At 66.0% G+C, this 19,388-nt stretch carries 20 protein-coding genes; 5 read left to right on the top strand and 15 right to left on the bottom strand.

What is annotated here, in order from left to right:
* Positions 1 to 619: 619 nt before the first annotated feature.
* The 6 genes from ACWKY3_RS07595 to fdrA all read right to left on the bottom strand — a co-directional run bounded on the left by ACWKY3_RS07595 (position 620) and on the right by fdrA (position 6,684).
* Positions 620 to 943, bottom strand: a complete 324-nt coding sequence (locus ACWKY3_RS07595) for a Veg family protein (protein ID WP_449315822.1) — start codon at positions 941 to 943, stop codon at positions 620 to 622.
* Positions 944 to 1,195: 252 nt separating this feature from the next.
* Positions 1,196 to 2,332, bottom strand: coding sequence for an oxamate carbamoyltransferase subunit AllH family protein (locus tag ACWKY3_RS07590; protein ID WP_449315821.1), 1,137 nt, complete (start codon positions 2,330 to 2,332; stop codon positions 1,196 to 1,198).
* 5 nt (positions 2,333 to 2,337) lie between these two features.
* Complete coding sequence (locus ACWKY3_RS07585; protein WP_449315820.1) at positions 2,338 to 3,024, bottom strand: hypothetical protein; 687 nt, start codon at positions 3,022 to 3,024, stop codon at positions 2,338 to 2,340.
* 12 nt (positions 3,025 to 3,036) lie between these two features.
* Positions 3,037 to 3,732, bottom strand: a complete 696-nt coding sequence (locus ACWKY3_RS07580) for a DUF5058 family protein (protein ID WP_449315819.1) — start codon at positions 3,730 to 3,732, stop codon at positions 3,037 to 3,039.
* A gap of 21 nt (positions 3,733 to 3,753) precedes the next feature.
* Positions 3,754 to 5,172, bottom strand: coding sequence for an oxamate carbamoyltransferase subunit AllG family protein (locus ACWKY3_RS07575; RefSeq protein ID WP_449315818.1), 1,419 nt, complete (start codon positions 5,170 to 5,172; stop codon positions 3,754 to 3,756).
* 3 nt (positions 5,173 to 5,175) lie between these two features.
* Positions 5,176 to 6,684 carry an acyl-CoA synthetase FdrA gene (gene fdrA / locus ACWKY3_RS07570; RefSeq protein WP_449315817.1) on the bottom strand — a complete coding sequence of 503 codons (1,509 nt, stop codon included), beginning with the start codon at positions 6,682 to 6,684 and terminating at the stop codon, positions 5,176 to 5,178.
* A 211-nt stretch (positions 6,685 to 6,895) separates the two neighbouring features.
* Here fdrA and ACWKY3_RS07565 point away from each other — a divergent pair, with 211 nt between their 5' ends.
* Together ACWKY3_RS07565 and ACWKY3_RS07560 are read left to right on the top strand one after the other, a co-directional pair.
* Positions 6,896 to 7,858 (top strand): LysR family transcriptional regulator, encoded by a 963-nt coding sequence (locus tag ACWKY3_RS07565; protein WP_449315816.1) that lies wholly within the window; start codon positions 6,896 to 6,898, stop codon positions 7,856 to 7,858.
* 48 nt (positions 7,859 to 7,906) lie between these two features.
* Positions 7,907 to 9,169, top strand: a complete 1,263-nt coding sequence (locus ACWKY3_RS07560; protein ID WP_449315815.1) for an MFS transporter — start codon at positions 7,907 to 7,909, stop codon at positions 9,167 to 9,169.
* 24 nt (positions 9,170 to 9,193) lie between these two features.
* Here ACWKY3_RS07560 and ACWKY3_RS07555 read toward each other — a convergent pair whose 3' ends face one another.
* Positions 9,194 to 9,388, bottom strand: coding sequence for a hypothetical protein (locus ACWKY3_RS07555; protein ID WP_449315814.1), 195 nt, complete (start codon positions 9,386 to 9,388; stop codon positions 9,194 to 9,196).
* Positions 9,389 to 9,762: 374 nt separating this feature from the next.
* Positions 9,763 to 9,900 carry a hypothetical protein gene (locus ACWKY3_RS07550; protein WP_449315824.1) on the bottom strand — a complete coding sequence of 46 codons (138 nt, stop codon included), beginning with the start codon at positions 9,898 to 9,900 and terminating at the stop codon, positions 9,763 to 9,765.
* Here ACWKY3_RS07550 and ACWKY3_RS07545 point away from each other — a divergent pair.
* Positions 9,899 to 10,261 carry a winged helix-turn-helix transcriptional regulator gene (locus ACWKY3_RS07545; protein WP_449315823.1) on the top strand — a complete coding sequence of 121 codons (363 nt, stop codon included), beginning with the start codon at positions 9,899 to 9,901 and terminating at the stop codon, positions 10,259 to 10,261. The two genes, ACWKY3_RS07550 and ACWKY3_RS07545, sit on opposite strands and share 2 nt — an antisense overlap.
* On the opposite strand, the gene rsmA is transcribed toward ACWKY3_RS07545, so the two are convergent.
* The 6 genes from rsmA to ACWKY3_RS07515 form a co-directional block, all read right to left on the bottom strand.
* Positions 10,250 to 11,179, bottom strand: coding sequence for a 16S rRNA (adenine(1518)-N(6)/adenine(1519)-N(6))-dimethyltransferase RsmA (gene rsmA / locus ACWKY3_RS07540; RefSeq protein WP_449315813.1), 930 nt, complete (start codon positions 11,177 to 11,179; stop codon positions 10,250 to 10,252). The two genes, ACWKY3_RS07545 and rsmA, sit on opposite strands and share 12 nt — an antisense overlap.
* Positions 11,179 to 11,835 (bottom strand): flavodoxin family protein, encoded by a 657-nt coding sequence (locus ACWKY3_RS07535; protein WP_449315812.1) that lies wholly within the window; start codon positions 11,833 to 11,835, stop codon positions 11,179 to 11,181. The genes rsmA and ACWKY3_RS07535 overlap by 1 nt, the downstream gene beginning before the upstream one ends.
* Positions 11,836 to 11,840: 5 nt before the next feature.
* On the bottom strand, positions 11,841 to 13,073 hold the full coding sequence (locus ACWKY3_RS07530) for a TatD family hydrolase (RefSeq protein ID WP_449315811.1): 1,233 nt from the start codon (positions 13,071 to 13,073) through the stop codon (positions 11,841 to 11,843).
* Between the two features lie 33 nt (positions 13,074 to 13,106).
* On the bottom strand, positions 13,107 to 14,693 hold the full coding sequence (metG, locus tag ACWKY3_RS07525; protein WP_449315810.1) for a methionine--tRNA ligase: 1,587 nt from the start codon (positions 14,691 to 14,693) through the stop codon (positions 13,107 to 13,109).
* A 166-nt stretch (positions 14,694 to 14,859) separates the two neighbouring features.
* The gene (locus tag ACWKY3_RS07520; protein WP_449315809.1) at positions 14,860 to 15,111 is read right to left on the bottom strand and encodes a helix-turn-helix transcriptional regulator; all 252 of its coding nucleotides are present in this window, start codon (positions 15,109 to 15,111) and stop codon (positions 14,860 to 14,862) included.
* Positions 15,112 to 15,120: 9 nt separating this feature from the next.
* On the bottom strand, positions 15,121 to 15,435 hold the full coding sequence (locus ACWKY3_RS07515) for a DUF6442 family protein (protein WP_449315808.1): 315 nt from the start codon (positions 15,433 to 15,435) through the stop codon (positions 15,121 to 15,123).
* 239 nt (positions 15,436 to 15,674) lie between these two features.
* Here ACWKY3_RS07515 and ACWKY3_RS07510 point away from each other — a divergent pair, with 239 nt between their 5' ends.
* Together ACWKY3_RS07510 and ACWKY3_RS07505 are read left to right on the top strand one after the other, a co-directional pair.
* A complete protein-coding gene (locus ACWKY3_RS07510; protein ID WP_449315807.1) occupies positions 15,675 to 17,003 on the top strand; it encodes a lipase family protein in 1,329 nt (442 codons plus the stop codon).
* Between the two features lie 86 nt (positions 17,004 to 17,089).
* Positions 17,090 to 17,923 carry an alpha/beta hydrolase gene (locus ACWKY3_RS07505; protein WP_449315806.1) on the top strand — a complete coding sequence of 278 codons (834 nt, stop codon included), beginning with the start codon at positions 17,090 to 17,092 and terminating at the stop codon, positions 17,921 to 17,923.
* A 522-nt stretch (positions 17,924 to 18,445) separates the two neighbouring features.
* On the opposite strand, the gene ACWKY3_RS07500 is transcribed toward ACWKY3_RS07505, so the two are convergent.
* Positions 18,446 to 19,324 (bottom strand): MerR family DNA-binding transcriptional regulator, encoded by an 879-nt coding sequence (locus ACWKY3_RS07500; protein ID WP_449315805.1) that lies wholly within the window; start codon positions 19,322 to 19,324, stop codon positions 18,446 to 18,448.
* Positions 19,325 to 19,388 lie beyond the last annotated feature (64 nt).

Raw genomic sequence — 19,388 nt, 5'->3', positions numbered from 1 at the left:
CCGCGCGTCCCCTCGCGAAGGCCCCGAATCGGGCCGATTTTGGCCGAGGCCATGTGGACCGGGGCCTGTTTTGTCCATGACTCTTTCTCTTTTCTTTGAACCGCCGGCGGCGCGGGCCGGCCCGGCCCGCCGGGCGCGCAGGGCCGGCCCCTCCGAGGCACCCGATCAGAGGGGGCTCGGCTTGAATATCAGACAAGCATGAGTTCGTGTCCATCCCGATTTAACGGAGACCTGATGCGATTGTGGTCACAAACCGCGCCCTATGGCACAAAAAGGGGCTGTTTTGCGCCGCGACAGCGGGTTTCGAAAATCGCGACCAGGGCTTTTCTGGAGGATGCGGCCGAGGGAAGCCGCAGGAAGGGGTTCGGGCGTGCCATAGGGTGCGTTTTGCGACCAAAACGCACCGTCCCGGCCGGTTGGATTGGAACCGGCGGGCGGGGCGGCCGTGCCGATTGGATTGGAACCGGCGGGCGGGGCGGCCGTGCCGGTTGGATTGGGGCCGGCGGAGCGGCCCGGGATCTTGCGCATGGGCGGGGCGGCGCATAAGCGGGGGCGGGTGCGACACCGCCGCACCCGCCCCCGTCACAACCGCTACAAGATGGCGTCAAAGGCAGCCGCCTTACGACAGCACCTTCTCAGCCTCGGAGGCCGCCTCCTCCTCGGCTTCGGGGATGAAGGGCTCGAACAGGGGCTCGCCGTCCTGGGACAGCTCCACCATACCGGTGAGGACGTCGACGTACTGGTAGGACTGGCGGGCCGTGCGGCCGCGCTTGCGGTCGACTTCCATGATGAACAGCTGGGGATGCACCTGCGTGAGCACGCCCTCGTTCTCGACGATCTTCGAGCGTCCCATGTTGGCGCGCACTTTCAGGCGTTGACCGACGAAGTCGTGCAACGTATCATGTATGGAGTCGACGATTTTCGCCTGCTTCGCTAAATCCATGCTCACTCTTTCTCGCGTATGCTACGTGCAGAGATAACGGCCTGGAATTGTACCACCTCGGTCAAGGCACGTCCGAATCTGCACGAATCCCCCGCAATTGGCTATGAGATCGACCCGCCGGCCTCGCCGGCCCGCCGGGCTATCGGCCTCATCAACCCGCCGGCTCCATCGGCCCGCAGGTCCGCCAACCCCGCCGGCCCGTCGGGTGCCTCATCGATCGGCCCGCAGGTCTGCCGGCCTCGCCAGACGGCCTCATCGCTTCGGGGCCGCTTCCGCCTCCCCGAACGCGCGCAGCATCGCGGCCGCCCCGGCAAGAAGGTCCGTCCCCGACGTCGCCCCGTGGGACAGAAGGCGCGCGATGCTCGAGCAAGCGCCCCCTTCGCCACGCCCCTCCCCCGTGAGCAAGGCCGACACCCCGAAGACCACGTCGTTGGAGAACCGCCCGCGAGACGCCGCAAGAAGATAGGGCCGCGACGCGAACGTCGTCTTTCCGCACGCGCCTTGCAAGGCGGCGGAAACGGCCTGCGGGCACCCGGCGCCCGGCTTCCCCGAAACCGCGAGGAACGCGGCGAGCGCGCCCACGGCGAAATCGTCTCCCGAGGGAGTGGACCCCGGCCCCAGGCCCAAAAGCGCCTGCAGCGCGCGGGGTGCGCCCTCGCCGTCCGACGGTCCGCGCAGCAGCCGGTCGCACAGCTCGCTCCCCCTTCCGACCAGCGCCGCGCGTATGCGGGCATCGGCGCCGCTCACGGGACGAAAAGCCGGATGAAAAGGTGAATCGGCGCTGCCCTGCCGCCGTATGGCCCCCTCGGCTCGCCGCGCGGCCTTCTGCGTGGCGAGCGCGCCCGCCCGAACCGGCGGGCGCATGCGAAGGCTCGCGGAGAACCTCGCGGCATCGGCGCCCACCCGCATCTCGACGGCATCGCAGCCCGCGCCCACAGAGAACGAGACTCCTCTCCCGCACGCCATCCTCAGCACCAGCCGATCCGCCCGGGCAAGCTCCTTTGGCAGGCAGTCCCGGTCGAGCACGAGGCCCCCCGGCCCGAATCCGCACGACCGCGCGCCTATCCAAAGGTACGTCGCCTCGGCCGCCGGATGGTAGGTGCACGGCAGGTCCGCGCCCCGGCCGGAAAGGCGGCCCGCAAGCGCCACGTTGCACGCGTGGCGCGACGCGCCCGTCACGACCAGCTCGGCCCCGTCGCGCCATGCGGCCTCCCAGCTTTGCTCCACCGCAACCACGCCGCATGCGAGGGAGCCGCCCTCCCCCGCGTGCGCGCGAAGGGCCGCATGGGCGGCAGGCCGTCGCTCGCCCGCATCCTTTTCGCACCCCTCCATGCGCGCGAAAAGGGCCGCCCCGTTGCCGCAGGCAGCCCTTCGCGTTTGATGCGCCAAAGCGATCAGCCTTCCGCCTCCTCGCCCGAGATGCGCTTCTTGTAGATGATCACCGCGGCCGCGATGGTGGCGACGATGGTGAACACGATGTACAGGTAGCTGGGGATGATGGAGCCGGCGAACAGCCTCAGCAGCAGCGGAACGCCGATGGCGACGGGGATGACCTTGGGGAACTTGATTGTGAACGTCACCATGAGCGCGCCGAACACCGCGGGAGTTACGTAGGACTTGATGGCGTCCACCACATCGGTCGGCAGGGCGCCGAGCAGCGCGCTGCCCGCGACCGCCCCCAGGCAGACGAACGCCACGGTGCAGACGATGGAGCCCAGGATGGCCATGGACGCGACCACCTCGGCCTTCTTCGAACCGGGCTCCACCCGCGCGATATCTTGCGCCACCGCCGCCGAGGGCAGCTTGCTCGTGCCGATGTTGCCGGTCAGAAACGCCTCGTAGCTGCCGATGAGCCCGAGCGCCGGGAAGAACGTGATGGGCTCGATCAGCCAGATGAACCCGAACGACGCGGTGATGAGCAGGATGTCTTTGACGATCCAGTCCACAGGCGGCACCACGCCGTAGGCGAAGTACAGGTAGGCCACCGGAAGGAAGGACGAAAGGCACACTCCCAAAAGCGTGATCCTGCCGATGCGGTGGACAGGCTTCACCCAGTTGTTCTCGTAATCCTGATTATCCATTGCAACCCCCTTCTACATGAACGCGTGGATCACGGCGCCGGCGATGGTGCCGCACACCATTGCCAGGCCCAGGCTGTACTCTTTGAGCTTCTCGTGCTTCTGGGCTATCTTGTAGAACACGAAGGTGGCCACGCCGCCCGTGATCCAGGCGCCCACGAAGTCGCCGCCGCTGATGAGCGATCCAGCCGACAGGTTGCCGTAGATCGCGCACATGGCCGCGCCGCTGACGATGGCCAGGATACGGGGGTTTTTGCTGGTGATCTTGTCCTGGGTCTTGCGCAGATGCTTGGCGAACAGCACCACCGCCACCAGAGACCCCACGCCGTTGAGCCACATGCCGAACCACGACACCATCAAGGCCTCGGGCGTGAAGTCGGCGCCGCCCAGCACGGTCCCCGTGGCCTCGGCGCCTATCTGGGCGGCCGCCAGCTCGTTTGCAGCCGACACGATCATGGACAGGCGCATCCACGTCAAAGGATGCCCGAGCACCGCCATGAGACCCACCATGACCACCACGATGCCCAACGCAGGCCCGATGGAGGTCATGATGCCCACGCGGAACGACTTGCGGCACATCTCCTTCGAAACGCCGACGGCCTTCGCCTGCTTCGAGGTCAACCGGAAGTACGCCACCGCCTGGAAGGCGATGATGGCGACCGTGATCGCGCAGATGACCCAAAGCAGGGGGTTGTTGATGATCTCGTCCATGCTGCATTCCTCCTTTTCTCTTTACTCGCGGCCGTAGCGCCGGGCGAAGGCCTTCAACGCCTTCTCGAAGCACTCCATGGGGGGCTTGGTCAGACCCGCTCCGATCTGCCCCACGCCGGCCTTCTTATGGACGCTGCCGGTCGTGATCACCGGCATGATGCCCGTCTCCACCACCTTGCGGATGTCGATGCCCGTCGGGGAGCCGCGGAAGTTGAGGACGGGCTGGGAGTAGTTCGTGTTCTCCCCTATCGTTATCTCGTACATCCGCTTGGATATCTCCACGCCCTCGGCCGCCGTGCCCCCGACGAGCTGCACGATGGCAGGCGCGCCGCTCAGCGCGAAGCCGCCGATGCCGGCCGTCTCGGTGATGCAGGAGTCACCCATGTCAAGGTTGGCGTCGTCGTCGCCGAAACCGGGGAAGTACAGGCCGTCCACCCACTGGGCCGGCCCGGTGAACCACTCGTCGCCCAGCCCCGACACCCTGATGCCGAACTCCACGCCGTTGCGGCACATGGCGGTGACCATGGAGCTGCCCTCCACGTCGCGGGCGACGTCCAAGCACACCTTCGACGAGGGCATGCTGATGCTCAGGAAGTAGCCGTCGTTGCCGTTGATGAAATCGACGCAGCGCTCCACCTTGTCAAGCGGCATGCCCGACTTCAGCAGCAGCGGGAACAGGGCGCGCAAGAGCATGCTGGTGCCCGCCTTGTTGCGGTTGTGCCCCTCGTCTCCCATATGGAGCGCTTGGAACTGCAGCGAGCGCACGTCGATGCCGTCGGACGTCGACAGCGCCGCGTGCATCACCTCGCGAAACTCAGAAGCCATCCAACGCAGGTTGTCGATGCACTCGGGATCGTAGGCGCCGTAGCGCAAAAGCTTGCCGCCCATGCCCTCGGGAACCGGGCAATAGGCGCGGTTGCCGTGGGTCTTGTTCTCGAACACCTGCACCACCATGCTCGACGAGATGACGCCCGCCATCGGGCCCACCGTGTCGTGGTGGTGGCACGGCTCGAAGTCGATCGCGCCCGACGCGGCCACCTCGGCCGCCTCCTCGGGCGTGGAGGCGAACCCCTCGAGGATGAGCACGCCCATGATGGCGCCGCGCATAGGCCCGCACATGTCCTCCCAGGCGATGGGCGGACCGGCGTGCAAAACGAGGTTCTTCCTCATGCCGGGGATGACGTCTTTCGCCAAGGCGAAGTCGACAAGGTGCGGGGAAGCCTCGTAGAAGCGGGCGAGCGCCGCCTCGTTCGCCGCGTCGACCTCCGCGGAATCCAAGGAGGCGAGGGCGCGTATGAGCTCGGGCGAGCCTTTGGCGGGCGGGGCCCAGTCAACGTGGACGCAGGGCGCCCCCTGGCTCCTCAGATCGTCGCAGAAGCGCTCAGCACCCAGGTTGACGGCGCGCAGCCCTCCCTTGAGCAGGGACGTTGCATTCGGCATAGGTCACTCCTTTACCATGGACACGGCCAGGCGGGCTGCCTGGGCATTGGTTTGGCACACATGGACGCCCTCGCCCTCAAGGAGGGCGCGCTGGGCGGCTTTGCCCTGGGGATCCTCATCGGTTCCCAGCACATAGGCCACAAACGCCACCGTGCGCCCCTCCCGCTGCGCGATCGCGCGGGCCTCTCGGATGGCGGGGACGGCAGCGCCGGCAGGATCCTCGTGGGCGCCGTAGCCCAAGACGAAGTCGAGCAGGATGACCGCGGTCTCCGGGTCGCGCGCCTCCTCGACGATGCGGGCGTTGCGGACGCTGGGATCGATCATCGGATGGGGCTTTCCGCGCGTGAACACGTCGTCGCCCATGTCGAGCAGCGTGTGCCCCTCGCTCTTCCTCGCATCCGCGAGGGCGACCGAGCCGGACTTCGCGGCGTTGGAGCGGACGACCCCCTCGCCGAGGGCGGCCACGGCCACCTGCTTCGCCTCCTCCATGAGGGTGCCGCCGCAGAACAGGCCCCTCAGGTACGTGCCGCTCGGACGGTCGGGCACCGCCAAAGCGGGCAAGACCTCGAAGCTTTCGCCGGCCAGCGCCGCCGTCTTCGCCACGGCGTCCTCAAGGCCGGACGCGAGCACGACCGACCCCGCGCCCACAAGCTCGGTCGCGCCGAGGAAGCAGGCGACCGCGGGCTTGGAAAGGCGCGCCAGACGCTCGGCGACGACGGGCATCACGCTCGGGTGCGGCGGCTTGGACACGAGCAGCAGATACTCGGTGCCCTCGTCGGCCTCGAGCGCGTCAAGCGCGTCGAGGAACATGCGACCCCCCACTTCGGCGCTTAGGTCCCGTCCGCCAGTGCCGATGAGCTGGCTTGTCCCCAGGCCCGCGCCGTCCAGAAGCACCGACACCTCTTGGGCCCCCGTCCCCGAGGCGGCCACGATGCCCACAGGCCCCCGCCTCACCTTGTTGGCGAAACACAGGGCCACGCCGTCGATGATCGACGTGCCGCAGTCGGGACCCATCACGAACAGGCCCTTGGCGTGGGCGAGCTCCTTCAGCGCCGCCTCGTCTTCCACAGACACGTTGTCGCTGAACAGCATGACGTGCATCCCGCCATCCAGCGCCTTTCTGGCCTCGCCTGCGGCGTACTCGCCCGGCAGGGACACGACGGCGATGTTCGCATCGACCCTGCGCTTGCCCTCGGCCAGGGTGCGGGGGCGAAAGTCGGCGGCGTCGTGCGCCTCGTCGGTGCGCTCCATGGACCGCTCCACCTGGGCAAGCATCTCGTCCTCTTCGCAGGAGTCGTCGAACGCGCACAAGATCATGAGGTCGTTCGGACCCGCGTCCTTCACCGTTTCGGCGTCGAAGCCCCCTTCGGCGAGAAGCTGCTTGTTCATCTCGGTGCCCATGCTGACGGACACGGCCTCCACGCCCGGGAGGTCCAACAGGCGCTTCGACACGCCCATCAACGTAACCGAGTCGAAGTACGCGTTTTTGCGCACGACGTTCAAAAACTTCACTCTGCCTCCTCCAATTCCGACGTTCTACCGGGCAAGGCGGCCACCTTGCCGCCAGTATACGAGGCGGAGGAAAGCGAAGACCCGGCGCCTTTTCTCAAGCTGTTGTGAATAAATGTATCGACCGTCCGAGGGTGGGCGCGCATTCCGTTTCCTATACTGAACGCGATGGATTTCACGTCCGCGCCGTCTGGGCGAGCAGAGGATGATTGAGGTGGATGCCGTGCCGATTCAACCCAAGCAGCATCTCGACATGGAAGCCGTGTTCACGTTCGTGACGGTGGTCGAACAAGGCAGTTTCTCCGCAGCGGCGGCCGTCCTGTACAAAACGCCGTCGGCGATCAGCCACCGCATCAAATCGCTTGAGGACGCGCTGGGCATCCAGCTTCTCGAACGGACCACCCATTCGACCGCGCCCACCGAAGCGGGCAAGCGCCTCATGGCGAAGGCCCAGTACATGCTCGACCTCCACCAGAGCCTTTTCGACGAGTTCGAATCCATCAAGCTGGGCGTGGAATCCTCCTACACCATCGTGTTCAACAACCTGCTCTACGACGCCGCAGCGGCGGCGCGGCTCCTCGAGCATTTGCGCGACCGGTTCCGCACCACCACCTTCTCGGTGCGCCAATCGGTGTTCATGGGCGTGTGGGACTACCTTATCTACGACCGCGGCTCCATCGCCATCGGGGCCCCGTCGTTCCATTCCATACACGAGGACTTCGTGACCACCCCGCTCGGGCTGATCGACTGGGCGCTCGTCTGCGCGCCGGGCCACCCCTGCCTGAGCGCGGCGGCCGAAGCGGGCGGATCGACCGAGGAGGCGCTGCGGATCTACCCCACCGTCAACGTGGAGGACACCTCCACCCACACGCAGGGGCGCCCGTCGTGGCGCCTGAACGGGCAGGACGAGTTCATCGTGCCCGACCTGAAGACCAAGATGAAGTGCTTCGAGGAGGGCTTGGGCTTCGGGTTTCTCCCCCGGTCGCTTGTGACGGAGCGGATACGCTGCGGAACGCTGGTGGAGCTGCAGGCCACCGGGGTGTTCCGGCAGCCCTCGCCCATGTCCCTTGCGCGGCCGAAGAACCGGACGGGGGTCATCACCCAGTACGTGGAGCAGCTTGTCGCAAACGGCCACGACCTTGTCAAGCCCTTCTTGGCGCCCCTCACCGTCCAATAGCACCCCCCCCCGATGCCCGTCGAACAACCGAAGGGAGCGAAACGAACCATGGAGCATGCACAACCGACCAAGCGCAAGATGCTGCGGGTGACCCTTGCCGGCGTCTTCGGAACCACTCTGGAGTTCTACGACCACTTCATCTACGGGTCGGCGGCGGCGCTCGTCTTCCCGCACGTGTTCTTTGTGCAGATGTCGCCGTCGCTCGCCCTGCTCCTGTCGCTGGTGACCTACAGCGTCGCCTTCGTGGCCAGGCCGCTCGGCGCCGTCGTGTTCGGGCACTTCGGCGACCGGTACGGGCGCAAGAACGTGCTCATAGCGGCCCTGCTGATGATGGGCGTGTCCACGTTTCTCATCGGCTGCTTGCCAAGCTACGCCATCGCCGGGTCCTTCGGCGCCACGGCGCTGTGCTTCCTGCGGCTGTTCCAGGGCATCGCGCTTGGCGGCGAATGGGGCGGGGCGGCGCTGATCGTGAACGAGTACGCCCGCGACAGCAAGGCGAAGGGCTTGCTGGGAAGCGTTGTGCAGGTGGCGTCGCCGGTGGGGCTTTTGCTGGCGAGCGCCTCGTTCGCGCTGCTCACCGACTTCACGCCCCCGGACTTCCTGCTTGCCGGGGGATGGCGCATCCCGTTTCTGGCCAGCGCCCTGCTCGTGCTGACCGGGCTGTACGTCCGCCGAGGCGTCGACGAGTCCCCCGCCTTCCTTGAGCAGGACCGCTCGCAGCAGGCGGCCCCCATCGTCGAGGTGTTCAAGCACCACTTGAAGCCCGTCCTGCTCGGCATTGGCACGCGCGTGGGAAGCGACACCGCGTTCTACGTGTTCACCCTCTTCCCCCTGGTCTACCTGCCCCGTTTGGGCGTGGCCGAGGAGGTTGCCTCGATGGTGGGCGTGTTCGCCGCGCTCGGCCAGATAGTTGGCACGCCTGTGTTCGGCTACTGCTGCGACAAATGGGGGACCAAGAAGGTGCTGCTCGCGGGCGCCGTAGCGAACCTGGCGTACGGGTTCGCGTACTTCTGGCTGCTCGACACCACGAGCACGCCCGTCATTCTTGCCGGGGCTTTCGTGGCGCTGTTCTTGCTGTCGATGGCGTGGGCGCCGCTCGCGGCGCACCTGCCGGCGCTGTTTCCCGTGGAGGTCCGCTACACCGCCACGAGCGTGAGCTTCCAGGCGGCGGGCATCTTCGGCGGGGCGCTGGCTCCCTCTATCTGCCTGCTTTTGCTCGACTCCACCGCATCGGGCATGGTCATCGCGGCCTACCTGGGCGTCACGCTGGTCCTGGCGTTCTTCTGCACGCTGAAGTCCAACCCGCGCTAACGCCTTCGCGCGGAAAGGCGCCGATCAGCGCGCCAGGCCCTGCGCATCGCCGCCGATTTCGGCGCAGGCCTGTGCCTCGCCGTCGGCCTGCGCGCCGGATTCGACGCCGGATTCGGCGCGCAGGGCCTGGCCGAGGCGGACGAACTCGGCGAGGGAAAGCGTCTCGCCGCGGCGCTCTGTCAAACCAGCGTTGGCATGGGCCAGCCGCAGGTTGGTCACAAACGGCGCCCTATGGCACTCCGGGCAGCCGATTCGGCGCTTTGGCGGATCGCGCGATTCTCGCGAACTGGGGTTTCTCCGGATCCGGAGGGCGCTGAGGATGGAGAGGCGGCTCCGCGCGTGCCACAGGGCACCGTTTGTGACCAACCTGCGAAAGCGTCCATGTTAAAGCCTTCGATGCGCACCCGCATAGCGAGTGGTTTCTTGCCCGTCGCGCTTCGCGCGCCGTGCGGAGTCGCGACCCTAAAAGAAGAAAGCGCCGGAGGTAGGTGATAACTCACCGTTCGGGCGCTTTGCTACATACATAGTACAGCGGAATCATCGAATGTCAATCACCGCTGCCGTACAACTCAGATTTGCTTCTCGGTTCTTCCCTAGAAATCTATAAGGCCGCAAGCCTTGACGCCAAGGGCCTTTGCGATGCGGTAAAGCACATTGATGCTGATGCTAGGCTTCTGCCCGGTAGAGACCTGCGTATCGTTGATCGGCAGCAAATGGAGGCTGCTCATCATGCGGGACCTTCTCCTGAACGGCTCGATGCGGTTCAAGACCCTTCAACGCAGCATAGGAAACGTTTCCCAGAAGGTTCTCGCCACCAACCTACGCGGCATGGAGGACGCGGGGCTTGTTGTAAGGAGGGTTTACGCGGAGGTTCCTCCCCGCGTGGAGTACTCCCTTACCGAACTCGGTCAAAGCTTAAGACCCATCATGGATGCCATGTGGGATTGGGGGAGAGACGTACCAGACCAAGGCACAGTAACCTCCCTACATCCCATCTACGCTCCTGCGGGTGCTGACTATCCCCTTGTGAGGCAACGGCGCATTCGCCCTTCTTATGCGCACCACAACACGGCACGCCCATCAGCGTGCTGAGACCGCCCCGAGATCGGCCTCAACTCCGCCCTCGGCGCGCAGGGCCTGGCCGAGGCGGACGAACTCAGCCAGGGAAAGCGTCTCGCCGCGGCGCTTGGGGTCGATGGCGGCGCGCTCGAAGATGCGCGGGAGCGCGGCGGCGATGCGCGCGCCCTGCGGCCCACGTCCCGCGAAGTAGGTTTTGCAGGAGTTTGCAAGCGTTTTGCGGCGCGTGGCGAAGGCGGCATCCGCCATGACGCGCGCAGCTTCAAGCGCGGCGGCATCGAGCGGCGCGCCCGCGTCGTCGCAGACGGGGCGGCGGTCCAAGCGCAGCACGGCGCTTTCCACGCGCGGCGGCGGAAAGAAGTTGCCGGGACCCACGGGAAAGCGGTCGGCGGGGCGCGCGTGCAGGCGCAGCTTCACCGTGTAGGCGCCGTAGTTCTTCGAACCCGGCTCGGCGGCCATGCGGTCGGCCACCTCCTTCTGCACCATCACCGTGGCGCTTTCCATGCCGGGAAAGCGTTCGAAGTAGTCGAGCACCACGGTGGCGGCCACGGCGTAAGGCAGGTTCGCCACGAGCTTCGTTGGCGCAAACGGCAGGTCGGCGGGACGCAGGTCGAGGGCGTCTTTTTCCACAAGGGTGAAACGGTCGGCCCAGGGGGCCAGCGTCTGGGTCAGCACGGGGGGCAAATCAGCGTCGCACTCCACCGATGCCACGCGGCCGGCGCGCTTCAAGAGCGCCACGGTGAGCGTGCCGATACCGGGGCCCACCTCCAGCACGTCGTCGGCAGGCGACAGGTCGGCCAACTCCACGATCTTGTGCAGGATGGCGTCGTTGATGAGGAAGTTCTGGCCGAGCGAGTATTTGGTGGACAGTCCGTGCGCTTCAAGGACGGCGCGCGTTGCCGACACGCTGGCCAGCGGGGAAAGCTGCTCCATCAGGCATCCGCTCCCGGTGCGTGCGCAGCGGCGCGCGAGTGCGCCGAAGCAGCGCGCGGATGCGTGCCGTCGGGACCTGCGCACGTGTACGCGGAGGCGGGATGCACGCGTCCGCCGGTCAGCGGGTCGGCGCCTGCGGGCAGCGCGCCGTCGGCCGACACAAGCCCCACCCAGTCATGCACGGTTTCAAGCGCGAACCCCGCCACCGCGAGCGCCGAGCGCGCCTCGCCCACCAGCGGGCCGAAGCCGTGCGGGTCGCCGCCCTCGCCCACCGCGTACAGATGCGCCGGGCGTTTGGGCTTCGCGCGCCAGTTCGCGTAGAAGTAAGGTTGCAGCCGGTCAAGGAACGATTTGAGCTGGGCCGGCGCGCCCGCGAAGTAGACAGGGGACACGAGTGCAAGCTCGTCGCACGCGTTCAGCAGGCGGCGGATGCGCGCCATGTCGTCGGCGATGATGCAGTACAGCTCGTCGCGGCCGACGTTGGAAGCGCACGCCTCGCAGCCGGTGCAGGGGGCCACGCGCACGTCGGAGAGGCGCACAAGCTCCACACGGTCATTCGGGAAGGCGTCCTCCCAGGCGAATCGCACGGCCTCGGCCAGCCCCGCGCTCCGGCCGCGCGAGCGCGGAGATCCACAGATGATCAGGCGGTTTGCCATGGATGTCACTCCCCTTCCCCGGCGGCGGGCACCTGCTTGCTTGCAGGCGGGTGCGCTGACGCTTGCGCCGATGCCTGCCCGGCTGCCGGCACCCGCGCCGCCGTCTGCGCCGATGCCTGCCCGGTTGCCGATGCCTGTCCGATTGCCGACGTTTGCCCGGTTGCCGATGCCTGCGTTCGCGCTTGCCCGGCTGCTGGTTCTTGCGCCGCCACCTGCTCCGATGACAACTCCTGAGCCTGCGCTTGCTCCTGCCCGGACGCCTGCGCCCGCTCGCGCTGCCACGCCGTGGGCGGGCGGTCGAGCAACGCCCGGGCGTTTTGCATGAGCTGCTCGAGCAGCGCCCTGCGCGCGGGCCCCGGCGCGCATTCGCGCACCTCGGCCAAGCGGGCAGCCGTGAACACCACGTGCTCTGGGCCGCACGTCATGCCGCGCATGGGCTCGGGCGTCATGTAGGGCGCGTCCGTCTCGGTGAGCAGCCGATCTGCCGGCATGCGCGCGGCGGCGTCGCGCACCTCGTCGGCGTTCTTGAACGTGAGCGGGCCGCCGAACGCCGCGTGGCATCCCTCTGAAAGCCACGGCTCCAAAGTTTCCCAATCAAGGTTGTAGCAGTGCAGGAGCGTGCCCGCCGCCGGAAAACCCTCCTCGCGCAAAAGGGCAAGCGCGTCGTCGTGCGCCTCGCGCACGTGCAGGATGAGCGGCAGCCCCGTCTCCTTCGCCAGGCGGATTTGCAAGCGGAACGCATCGCGCTGCGCCTCGCGCGGCGAGAAATCGTAGTGGTAGTCAAGTCCCACCTCGCCGAGCGCGCACACGCGCGGATCGGCCAGGCGCTCGCGCAGACGGGCCTCGAGGGCAACGTCGTAGTGCTTGGCGTTGTGAGGATGACAGCCCGTGGCAATGCGCGCATGCGGCACCGCGCGCTCGTCAGCCTTGCGCGGCGCGCCTTCAAGCCCGGGCGCGAGCGCGGCCGCCTCCGCGCGCCAGGCGTCCAAGCGCTCGAACGTGGCCGGGCCGTCCTCGCGCGCGTCCACGATGGTGCAAACGAACCCCACCCCGTGCGCCGCGCAGCGCGCGAGCGAAAGCGCCGGGTCGGGCAGCAGCTGCAGGTGCGCGTGCGTGTCAGCCACGGGCGCTTCGAGCACGGGGGCCTCCACCTCGCGAAACTTCCCATGCTTGCGCTTCTGGCGAAACAACGCGTCGCGGAACAGGGACTCAGGATGTCCCTGCTGTTCATCGGGCATAAAGGTGCGTCCTTCCTAGCTCACAGGCTCGCATCAATCAACGAAATCGATGGCGTCCATGTCAAGGCGCGGGAACAGGGGATCTCCCACCTCCACCGCGCTGCCGGCGGGAAGCTGGCCCCACGCCGCCGCTGCCTCGATGTCGGTCACGTCCGTCACCTCGCCAAGCGACAGGCGCTTGAACACCTCGGCGGACGTGTTCGGCATGAACGGCGCCATGAAGAGCGCGACTATGCGGATGGCCTCAAGCGCGTTGTAGATGACCTCGGCCAGCTCGCCGGCGGTTTCCTCGCTCTTCGCAAGGTTCCACGGCGCGCTCTCCTCCACGTAGAGGTTCACGCGGCTCGCCAGCTTCTGCACCGCGGCGGCCGCGGCGGTGAAGTCAACGGCGCCAAGGGCCGCGTCGTATTCGGCATACAGCCCGTCGGCTATGGCGCGCAGCGGGTTCTCCTTCGCAAGCACGCCCGCCGGCACCTCGGGCACACGGCCGTCGAAGTACTTCTTCGTCATGTTGAACACGCGGCTGCAAAGGTTGCCCCAGGTGTTCGCCAGATCGGCGTTGTACACCTGCACCATGCGCTCCATGGAGATGTTGCCGTCGTGGCCGAACTGCACGTCGCTCATGAAGTAGTAGCGGTACGCGTCCACGCCGAAGATGCGCACGAGGTCGGCGGGTTTGAGTGCGTTGCCCTTCGACTTCGACATCTTCTCGCCCTTGGTGAGCAGAAAACCGTGGCCGAACACCGTGTGCGTGACGGGCAGCCCGGCCGCCATGAGCATGGCCGGCCAGATGACGCAGTGGAAGCGCGTGATGTCCTTGCCCACGAAGTGGTACTGCATGGGCCAGCGGGCTTCGAACTCGCCGGCGCGCTCGCCTTCGTCGCCGTAGCCGATGCCGGTGAGGTAGGCCAAGAGCGCATCGGCCCACACGTAGGCCACATGCCCCTCGTCAAAGGGCAGCGGCACGCCCCAGTCGAAGGTGGAACGGCTGATGGACAGGTCCTTCAGACCGCTTTTGACGAACGTGACGATCTCGTTCTTGCGCGTTTCGGGACGGATGAAATCGGGATGCTCCTCGTAGAACTTAAGCAGCGGCTCCTGGAACTCGGAGAGCTTGAAAAACCAGTTCTCCTCGCCGCCGGCCTTTTGCACGGGGCGCTTGCAGTCGGGGCAGACAAGCTCGCCGTCCTCGTTCTTCTCAAGGTCGCTCTCGGCGTAGTACGTCTCCTCGTGGACGCAGTACCAGCCCTCGTAGCTGCCCTTGTAGCACCAGCCTTTGTCGTAGAGGTCCTGCCAGAACTTCCGCACGCTCTTCGCATGGCGCGGCTCGGTGGTGCGCACGAAGTCGGTGTAGGTGATGCCGAGCATCTCCCACGCGTCGCGAAACGCCGGCTCCATGGAGTCGCACCAGTCCTGCGGAGCCATGCCCTTGGCGGCGGCGGTGTCGGCCACCTTCTGGCCGTGCTCGTCCATGCCCGTGACGAACGCCACGTCGTAGCCGTTCATGCGCTGGTAGCGCGCCACGGTGTCGGCGGCGATGGTGGTGTAGGCCGTGCCGAGGTGCGGCGCGGCGTTCACGTAGTAGATGGGCGTGGTGAACGAGTAGGTTCCCTTCGACATGGTGCGTGACTCCTTTCTGCGCGGGCAAATGAGACCTGCGGCAGATGCTCGCGGAGAAGCGGCGGCTTTTCGGCACGCGGTGCGCGCTGCGGGACGCGCCGTCCTCCAACTCCAAAAACAGCACATCATTGTAGCATGCCCGCCCGCGCAGACGACGTTGCGCGGGCTAGTCGAAGTAGAACAGGTCCTCGAACTTCTTGTCCAGGGCGATACAGAGGACGAGGGCCAGCTTGGCCGTGGGATTGAACTGGCCCGTCTCGATGGACGAGATGGTTTGGCGCGACACGCCCACAAGCTGCGCCAGCTCGGACTGCGAAAGCCCCGCCTCCGCGCGGGCGACCTTCAACCGGTTGCGAAGCTCCAGATCGCCATCGTTGCCATGGACGTCGTCAACGCCGAAAGAGGGCATCCTGACCATGGCGCGGCCTCACATCGTGGCCATGATGTGCTGTGCCGCGAAACAGGCGGCGCCAAGCGCGGCAAGCACCCCGCATGCCCGCATGCGAGGGTCGTCTGTCTGACGAAAACGGAAGAAGCACATGGTGGCGGTTCCCGACAGCATGATGGTCCCACCGACACCCGCGTCCTGTCCGTGCGCCAGATCCCACACGAACAACGCCAGCCACACCACAAGCATCACACGCACCATGAGGTACCCCGCACGTTGGTCGAGGGCGCGCATCCGCTCGTCTGCGAACCTGTTCTCGCAGCGGCTCTTTTCGAGAACCTCCTCCTTGTCCATCGCTTCCTCCTTCCGATGTGCAAAGTTTTCTTGACGTTTCGACAAGTATACTTGCCATATGCGAAAAGCGCAAGGAGGCAGGCGGCGTAACGCGGCGGTCGCCGAACCTTAAGATATGTTGACGCCTTGTTTGAGAACGGTTTGCATTCGGCAGGACGTGCGCGGCGCCAACCGCCATGAAGGCTATACTGGGCGGCCAAGAAGAGCCCGACCGAACCGTCCACGCGAAAGAGAGGCCCATGCGCGCGCCACGCATCCGACACGCCTTCCGCACGGTCGCGACCGTCTGCGCCAGCTTCCTTCTGGTGAGCGCCTTCGTCATCCCCCTGCGCTACCTGGGCATGACGACGGGTCTGCTGCCCGTCGCCCGCGCGGAAACGGCGCTTCAGGCACCGTCCCTCGCTCCGGCTTCGAGCGCGTTCTCCACAATGGTCGAATACAGCAGCGAGGCCGCCGCCGCAAGCGCGCCGGCAAGCGCCGGGCGCACGTCCACCCGGCTGGACTTCGAGGACGCATGGCTGTTTCGAAACCCCTCCTCTTACAACCACGGCCTTGCCACCGCCTGCGCCGTGCTCTCGGCCGTGTGCAACGCCGAGTCGCACTATTACAGCGGCGTGGAGGGGGCCGTTCCCTACGCCGAGCATGCGCTCTGGTCGCTGGGGTTCACCGACGTGAGGACGGAGTCGTACGCTTTGCGCAGCAGCATCCTTGACGAACTGGGGGCTTTGCTGACCGGCGCGCACGACATAGCGGCGTACACCTTGGCCAGCAAGACGGTTCCGCACCCGGACGGCGGCGAACCTTCCACCATCGTGTTCGTGGGCATACGCGGCAGCTACGGCATCGAATGGATCAGCAACCTCAACTTCGCCTGCAACCGGTCGGAGGGAGGGGATCACGGAGGCTTCGCCGCGACGGAGGCCGAGGTGGAGCGCGCCCTCGCTCGCTACCTGCGCGACAGAGGGGCAAACCCGGAGCGCACGCGCATCCTGATCACGGGGCACAGCCGCGGCGGGGCGGTGGCGAACCTGCTCGCGGCGCGCCTCGACGGCCTCTCCGGAACGCCCGGGCAGATCGTGCCCGCCGAAAACGTCTACGCGTACACGTTCGCCGCGCCGGCCTCGACGCGCTCCGAAGAGCGTGGAAGCAGCCTCTACGACAACGTGTTCAACATTGTGAACACCTCCGACATCGTTCCGCAGCTCCCGCTTGCCGCCTGGGGATACGGGCGGTACGGGATGACGGCCGCGCTTCCGTCCGCGCCCGGCGCGCCGGACGTGGACGGGAAGGGGGCGCTTGAGCGCATGGAGGAGGCGTTCGAGCGGAACACGGGCGTCGCCTGGGCAGGCAACCGGGACAGCCTTGCCGCCCTCGGCGCGTTCGCGGACGCGGTCGCGCAGGCGGTTCCCACGGCGGAGGCGCTCGCAAGCCCTGCGGGGATTGCCGGAACCGCCCACGCGTTCCTTGGAACGGACGCCGCGACGGCCCTGGCCTCGCACCTTCCCGACACCTACATCGCCTGGATGCAGGCCGCGCACGGCGAGGACATGAGGTTCTCGCGAGCCTGAGGCGCGCCCGCCCGGGAGGCGGCGCCGGCAACGGCGCGCCAACGGCCGCGCGGGCCAGGATGCCTTGGCGGCGCGGTTTTGCTACCATGTTCGCCATGATCTTTTCGACCGTCACACCTCCCGAACGCGCGTCGCGGCGCAGGCCGCGCAAGCTGACCGTCGCCCTGGTTGCCGTCCTTGCGGCGATTCTGCTAGCAGGCGGCGCCTTTTTCGCATACGCCTCGTCGTACTACCGGGCCGGCGAGATAGCGCAGGCGCAGATCGACTCCCCCGACGGACCGCCCGTCGTGCACGGCGAGGACTACCTGGCTTTCGGAGACGAGCGGGCCGACATCGGGGTGGTGCTCTACCCCGGCGCGAAGGTCGAGTTCAGCGCCTACGCGCCGCTTGCGCGCAAGCTGTCGGAGCGCGGATGCTTCGCCGTGATCGTGCGGATGCCGTTCAACTTCGCGTTCTTTAATGTAGGGGCGGCCGACCGCGCGAGGGCGGCCTTTCCCGACGTGGGATCGTGGTGGGTGGGCGGCCATTCCCTGGGAGGGGCGATGGCCGCGCAGTACGCGGCCGATCATGCGGACGACCCGGACCTGACCGGCGTGGTGCTGCTGGCGGCCTACTCCGCCAGCGACCTGTCGGGCGCCGACCTGGGCGCGGTGACCGTGTACGGATCGAACGACCTGGTGCTTGACCGGGAGAAGCTGGCGGCCGGAAAGGCGCTGCTTCCCGCAGGCTCGCTCACGGTGGAGATAGCGGGCGGCAACCACGCGGGATTCGGCGATTACGGGCCGCAGGACGGCGACGGAGAGCAGGCCATCGGCGCCGACCGGCAGCAGGAGGAGGCTGCGGACGCCGTGGTCGCGTACATGAGGGAGCGCGCGACGGCCGCCGGAAACGGAAAGGACGCCCTGCCGAAGGCCGCGTAGACCCGGCCGCTTCGGGGCGAGGCCGATCGCCTTTCGCCCGCAGCCCCCTGCGCACTCGCGGGCGCCAGGAGGACTCCGAACGCGCGCCGGGCGACTCCGAGCAGGAATCGGGCGGACTCCGCGTGCGCGCGCCGCGCGGGCGGAAATCCGGCGTGAAAATCCGGGCGCAAAAAAATATTAAAAATTATTCTTTACAAAGAATAATACGTACTTTAGTATAAGCCATGTGGAAAGACCGCCTCCGACGGTCCTCCTCGTTTCACTCGTCCAAGCGAAGCCCGCCTCCCCCGCGGGCTTCGCTTGTGTTTAAGGGCGATACGGCTTGAACGAAGTGAGAGGCAGCGCCTTTAGACGCTGCCGGCACCCCTTGGCCTTATAGGCCCAGAGCAAAATTCGGGGATGGTTATCGCCCTCGCATGCATTCGCATACTAGGGGGCGACAATCCGCTTTGGGGGCAAATGCACATCAGAATGTGCACCGGAACGCACACTAGAGTGCCTGCGCCTACCCAATGCCTAGCGCTAATCATCCAAAGGAATCAGGCCGCTTTCAGGAATCAAACGCACGAGATGCATGACGTTACGGAAGTTTTCGTATGACTCGTATAGTCCTAATTCATGAGTAAACACATAATAGGAGTCTCCGTCTTCAAGGCTCTCAAGGTGTTCGCGTACAAAAGCCCAGGAATCTGGATTGTAAACGTCTCTCACCAGAAATGCCGTGTGTTCTCCTTCTGCAAGTTCGTAAAAACGTGTCGCAGCATCGGTGTGCGGCGGAAAAATGCGCAGATCATCGCGCATTTCCATGATGAAAGACCCGGTTGCCATGTTTCCTTTAAGAACAGCTTGGGCACTCCATACGCGCCCGAAATTATTTTTGGCGTAAGGGGCTAGGGAAACCATGGCTTTGACGCAAGCGGTTTCGACTTCTATTCGGGTCAACGAGGCGTTGCCCTCGTAAAACATGACGTTGACGCGGGGAAAGTTGTAACGAAAGCCCGGTCCGTTCGGCGTGTGCAGCGCTATTGCCAACATGTCTGATTGCATGCGGGAAAGTTCGGCTATCTGTTCGAGGAGCGTGTGAATCTGCTGTTGCTTGCTTTCTATCACGGCGGAAAGGTTGAGCAGTATGTGCTCGTAATCGTTCTTTTCAACATCGTTCTGCTTGATCAGGATGTCGTTGCGGTCGGCGATGGGCAAGTCAAGGTCCCGCTCTATGACCAGCGCCTGAAGCTTGTACATGCGGTCGATGCTGTAGTAGCGGTATCCGTTTTCGGGGTTTCTCCACGTTGGCTTCACGAGTCCGCAAGAATCGTAGTAGCGTATGGTTCGCTCGCTAATTTGCAGCACTTGGGAAACTTCTCCAGCAGAGAGCAGATAACTTTCATTCTGTTCTTTCACAAGACCTCCTTGGCCGGATGAGCGATGGCGCGCTTTCAAGAAGGATGAGCGGCGCTTGACTCTT

It is taken from the genome of Rubneribacter sp. (genome assembly GCF_965361815.1).
This window is presented reverse-complemented; position numbering and strand designations above follow the sequence as displayed.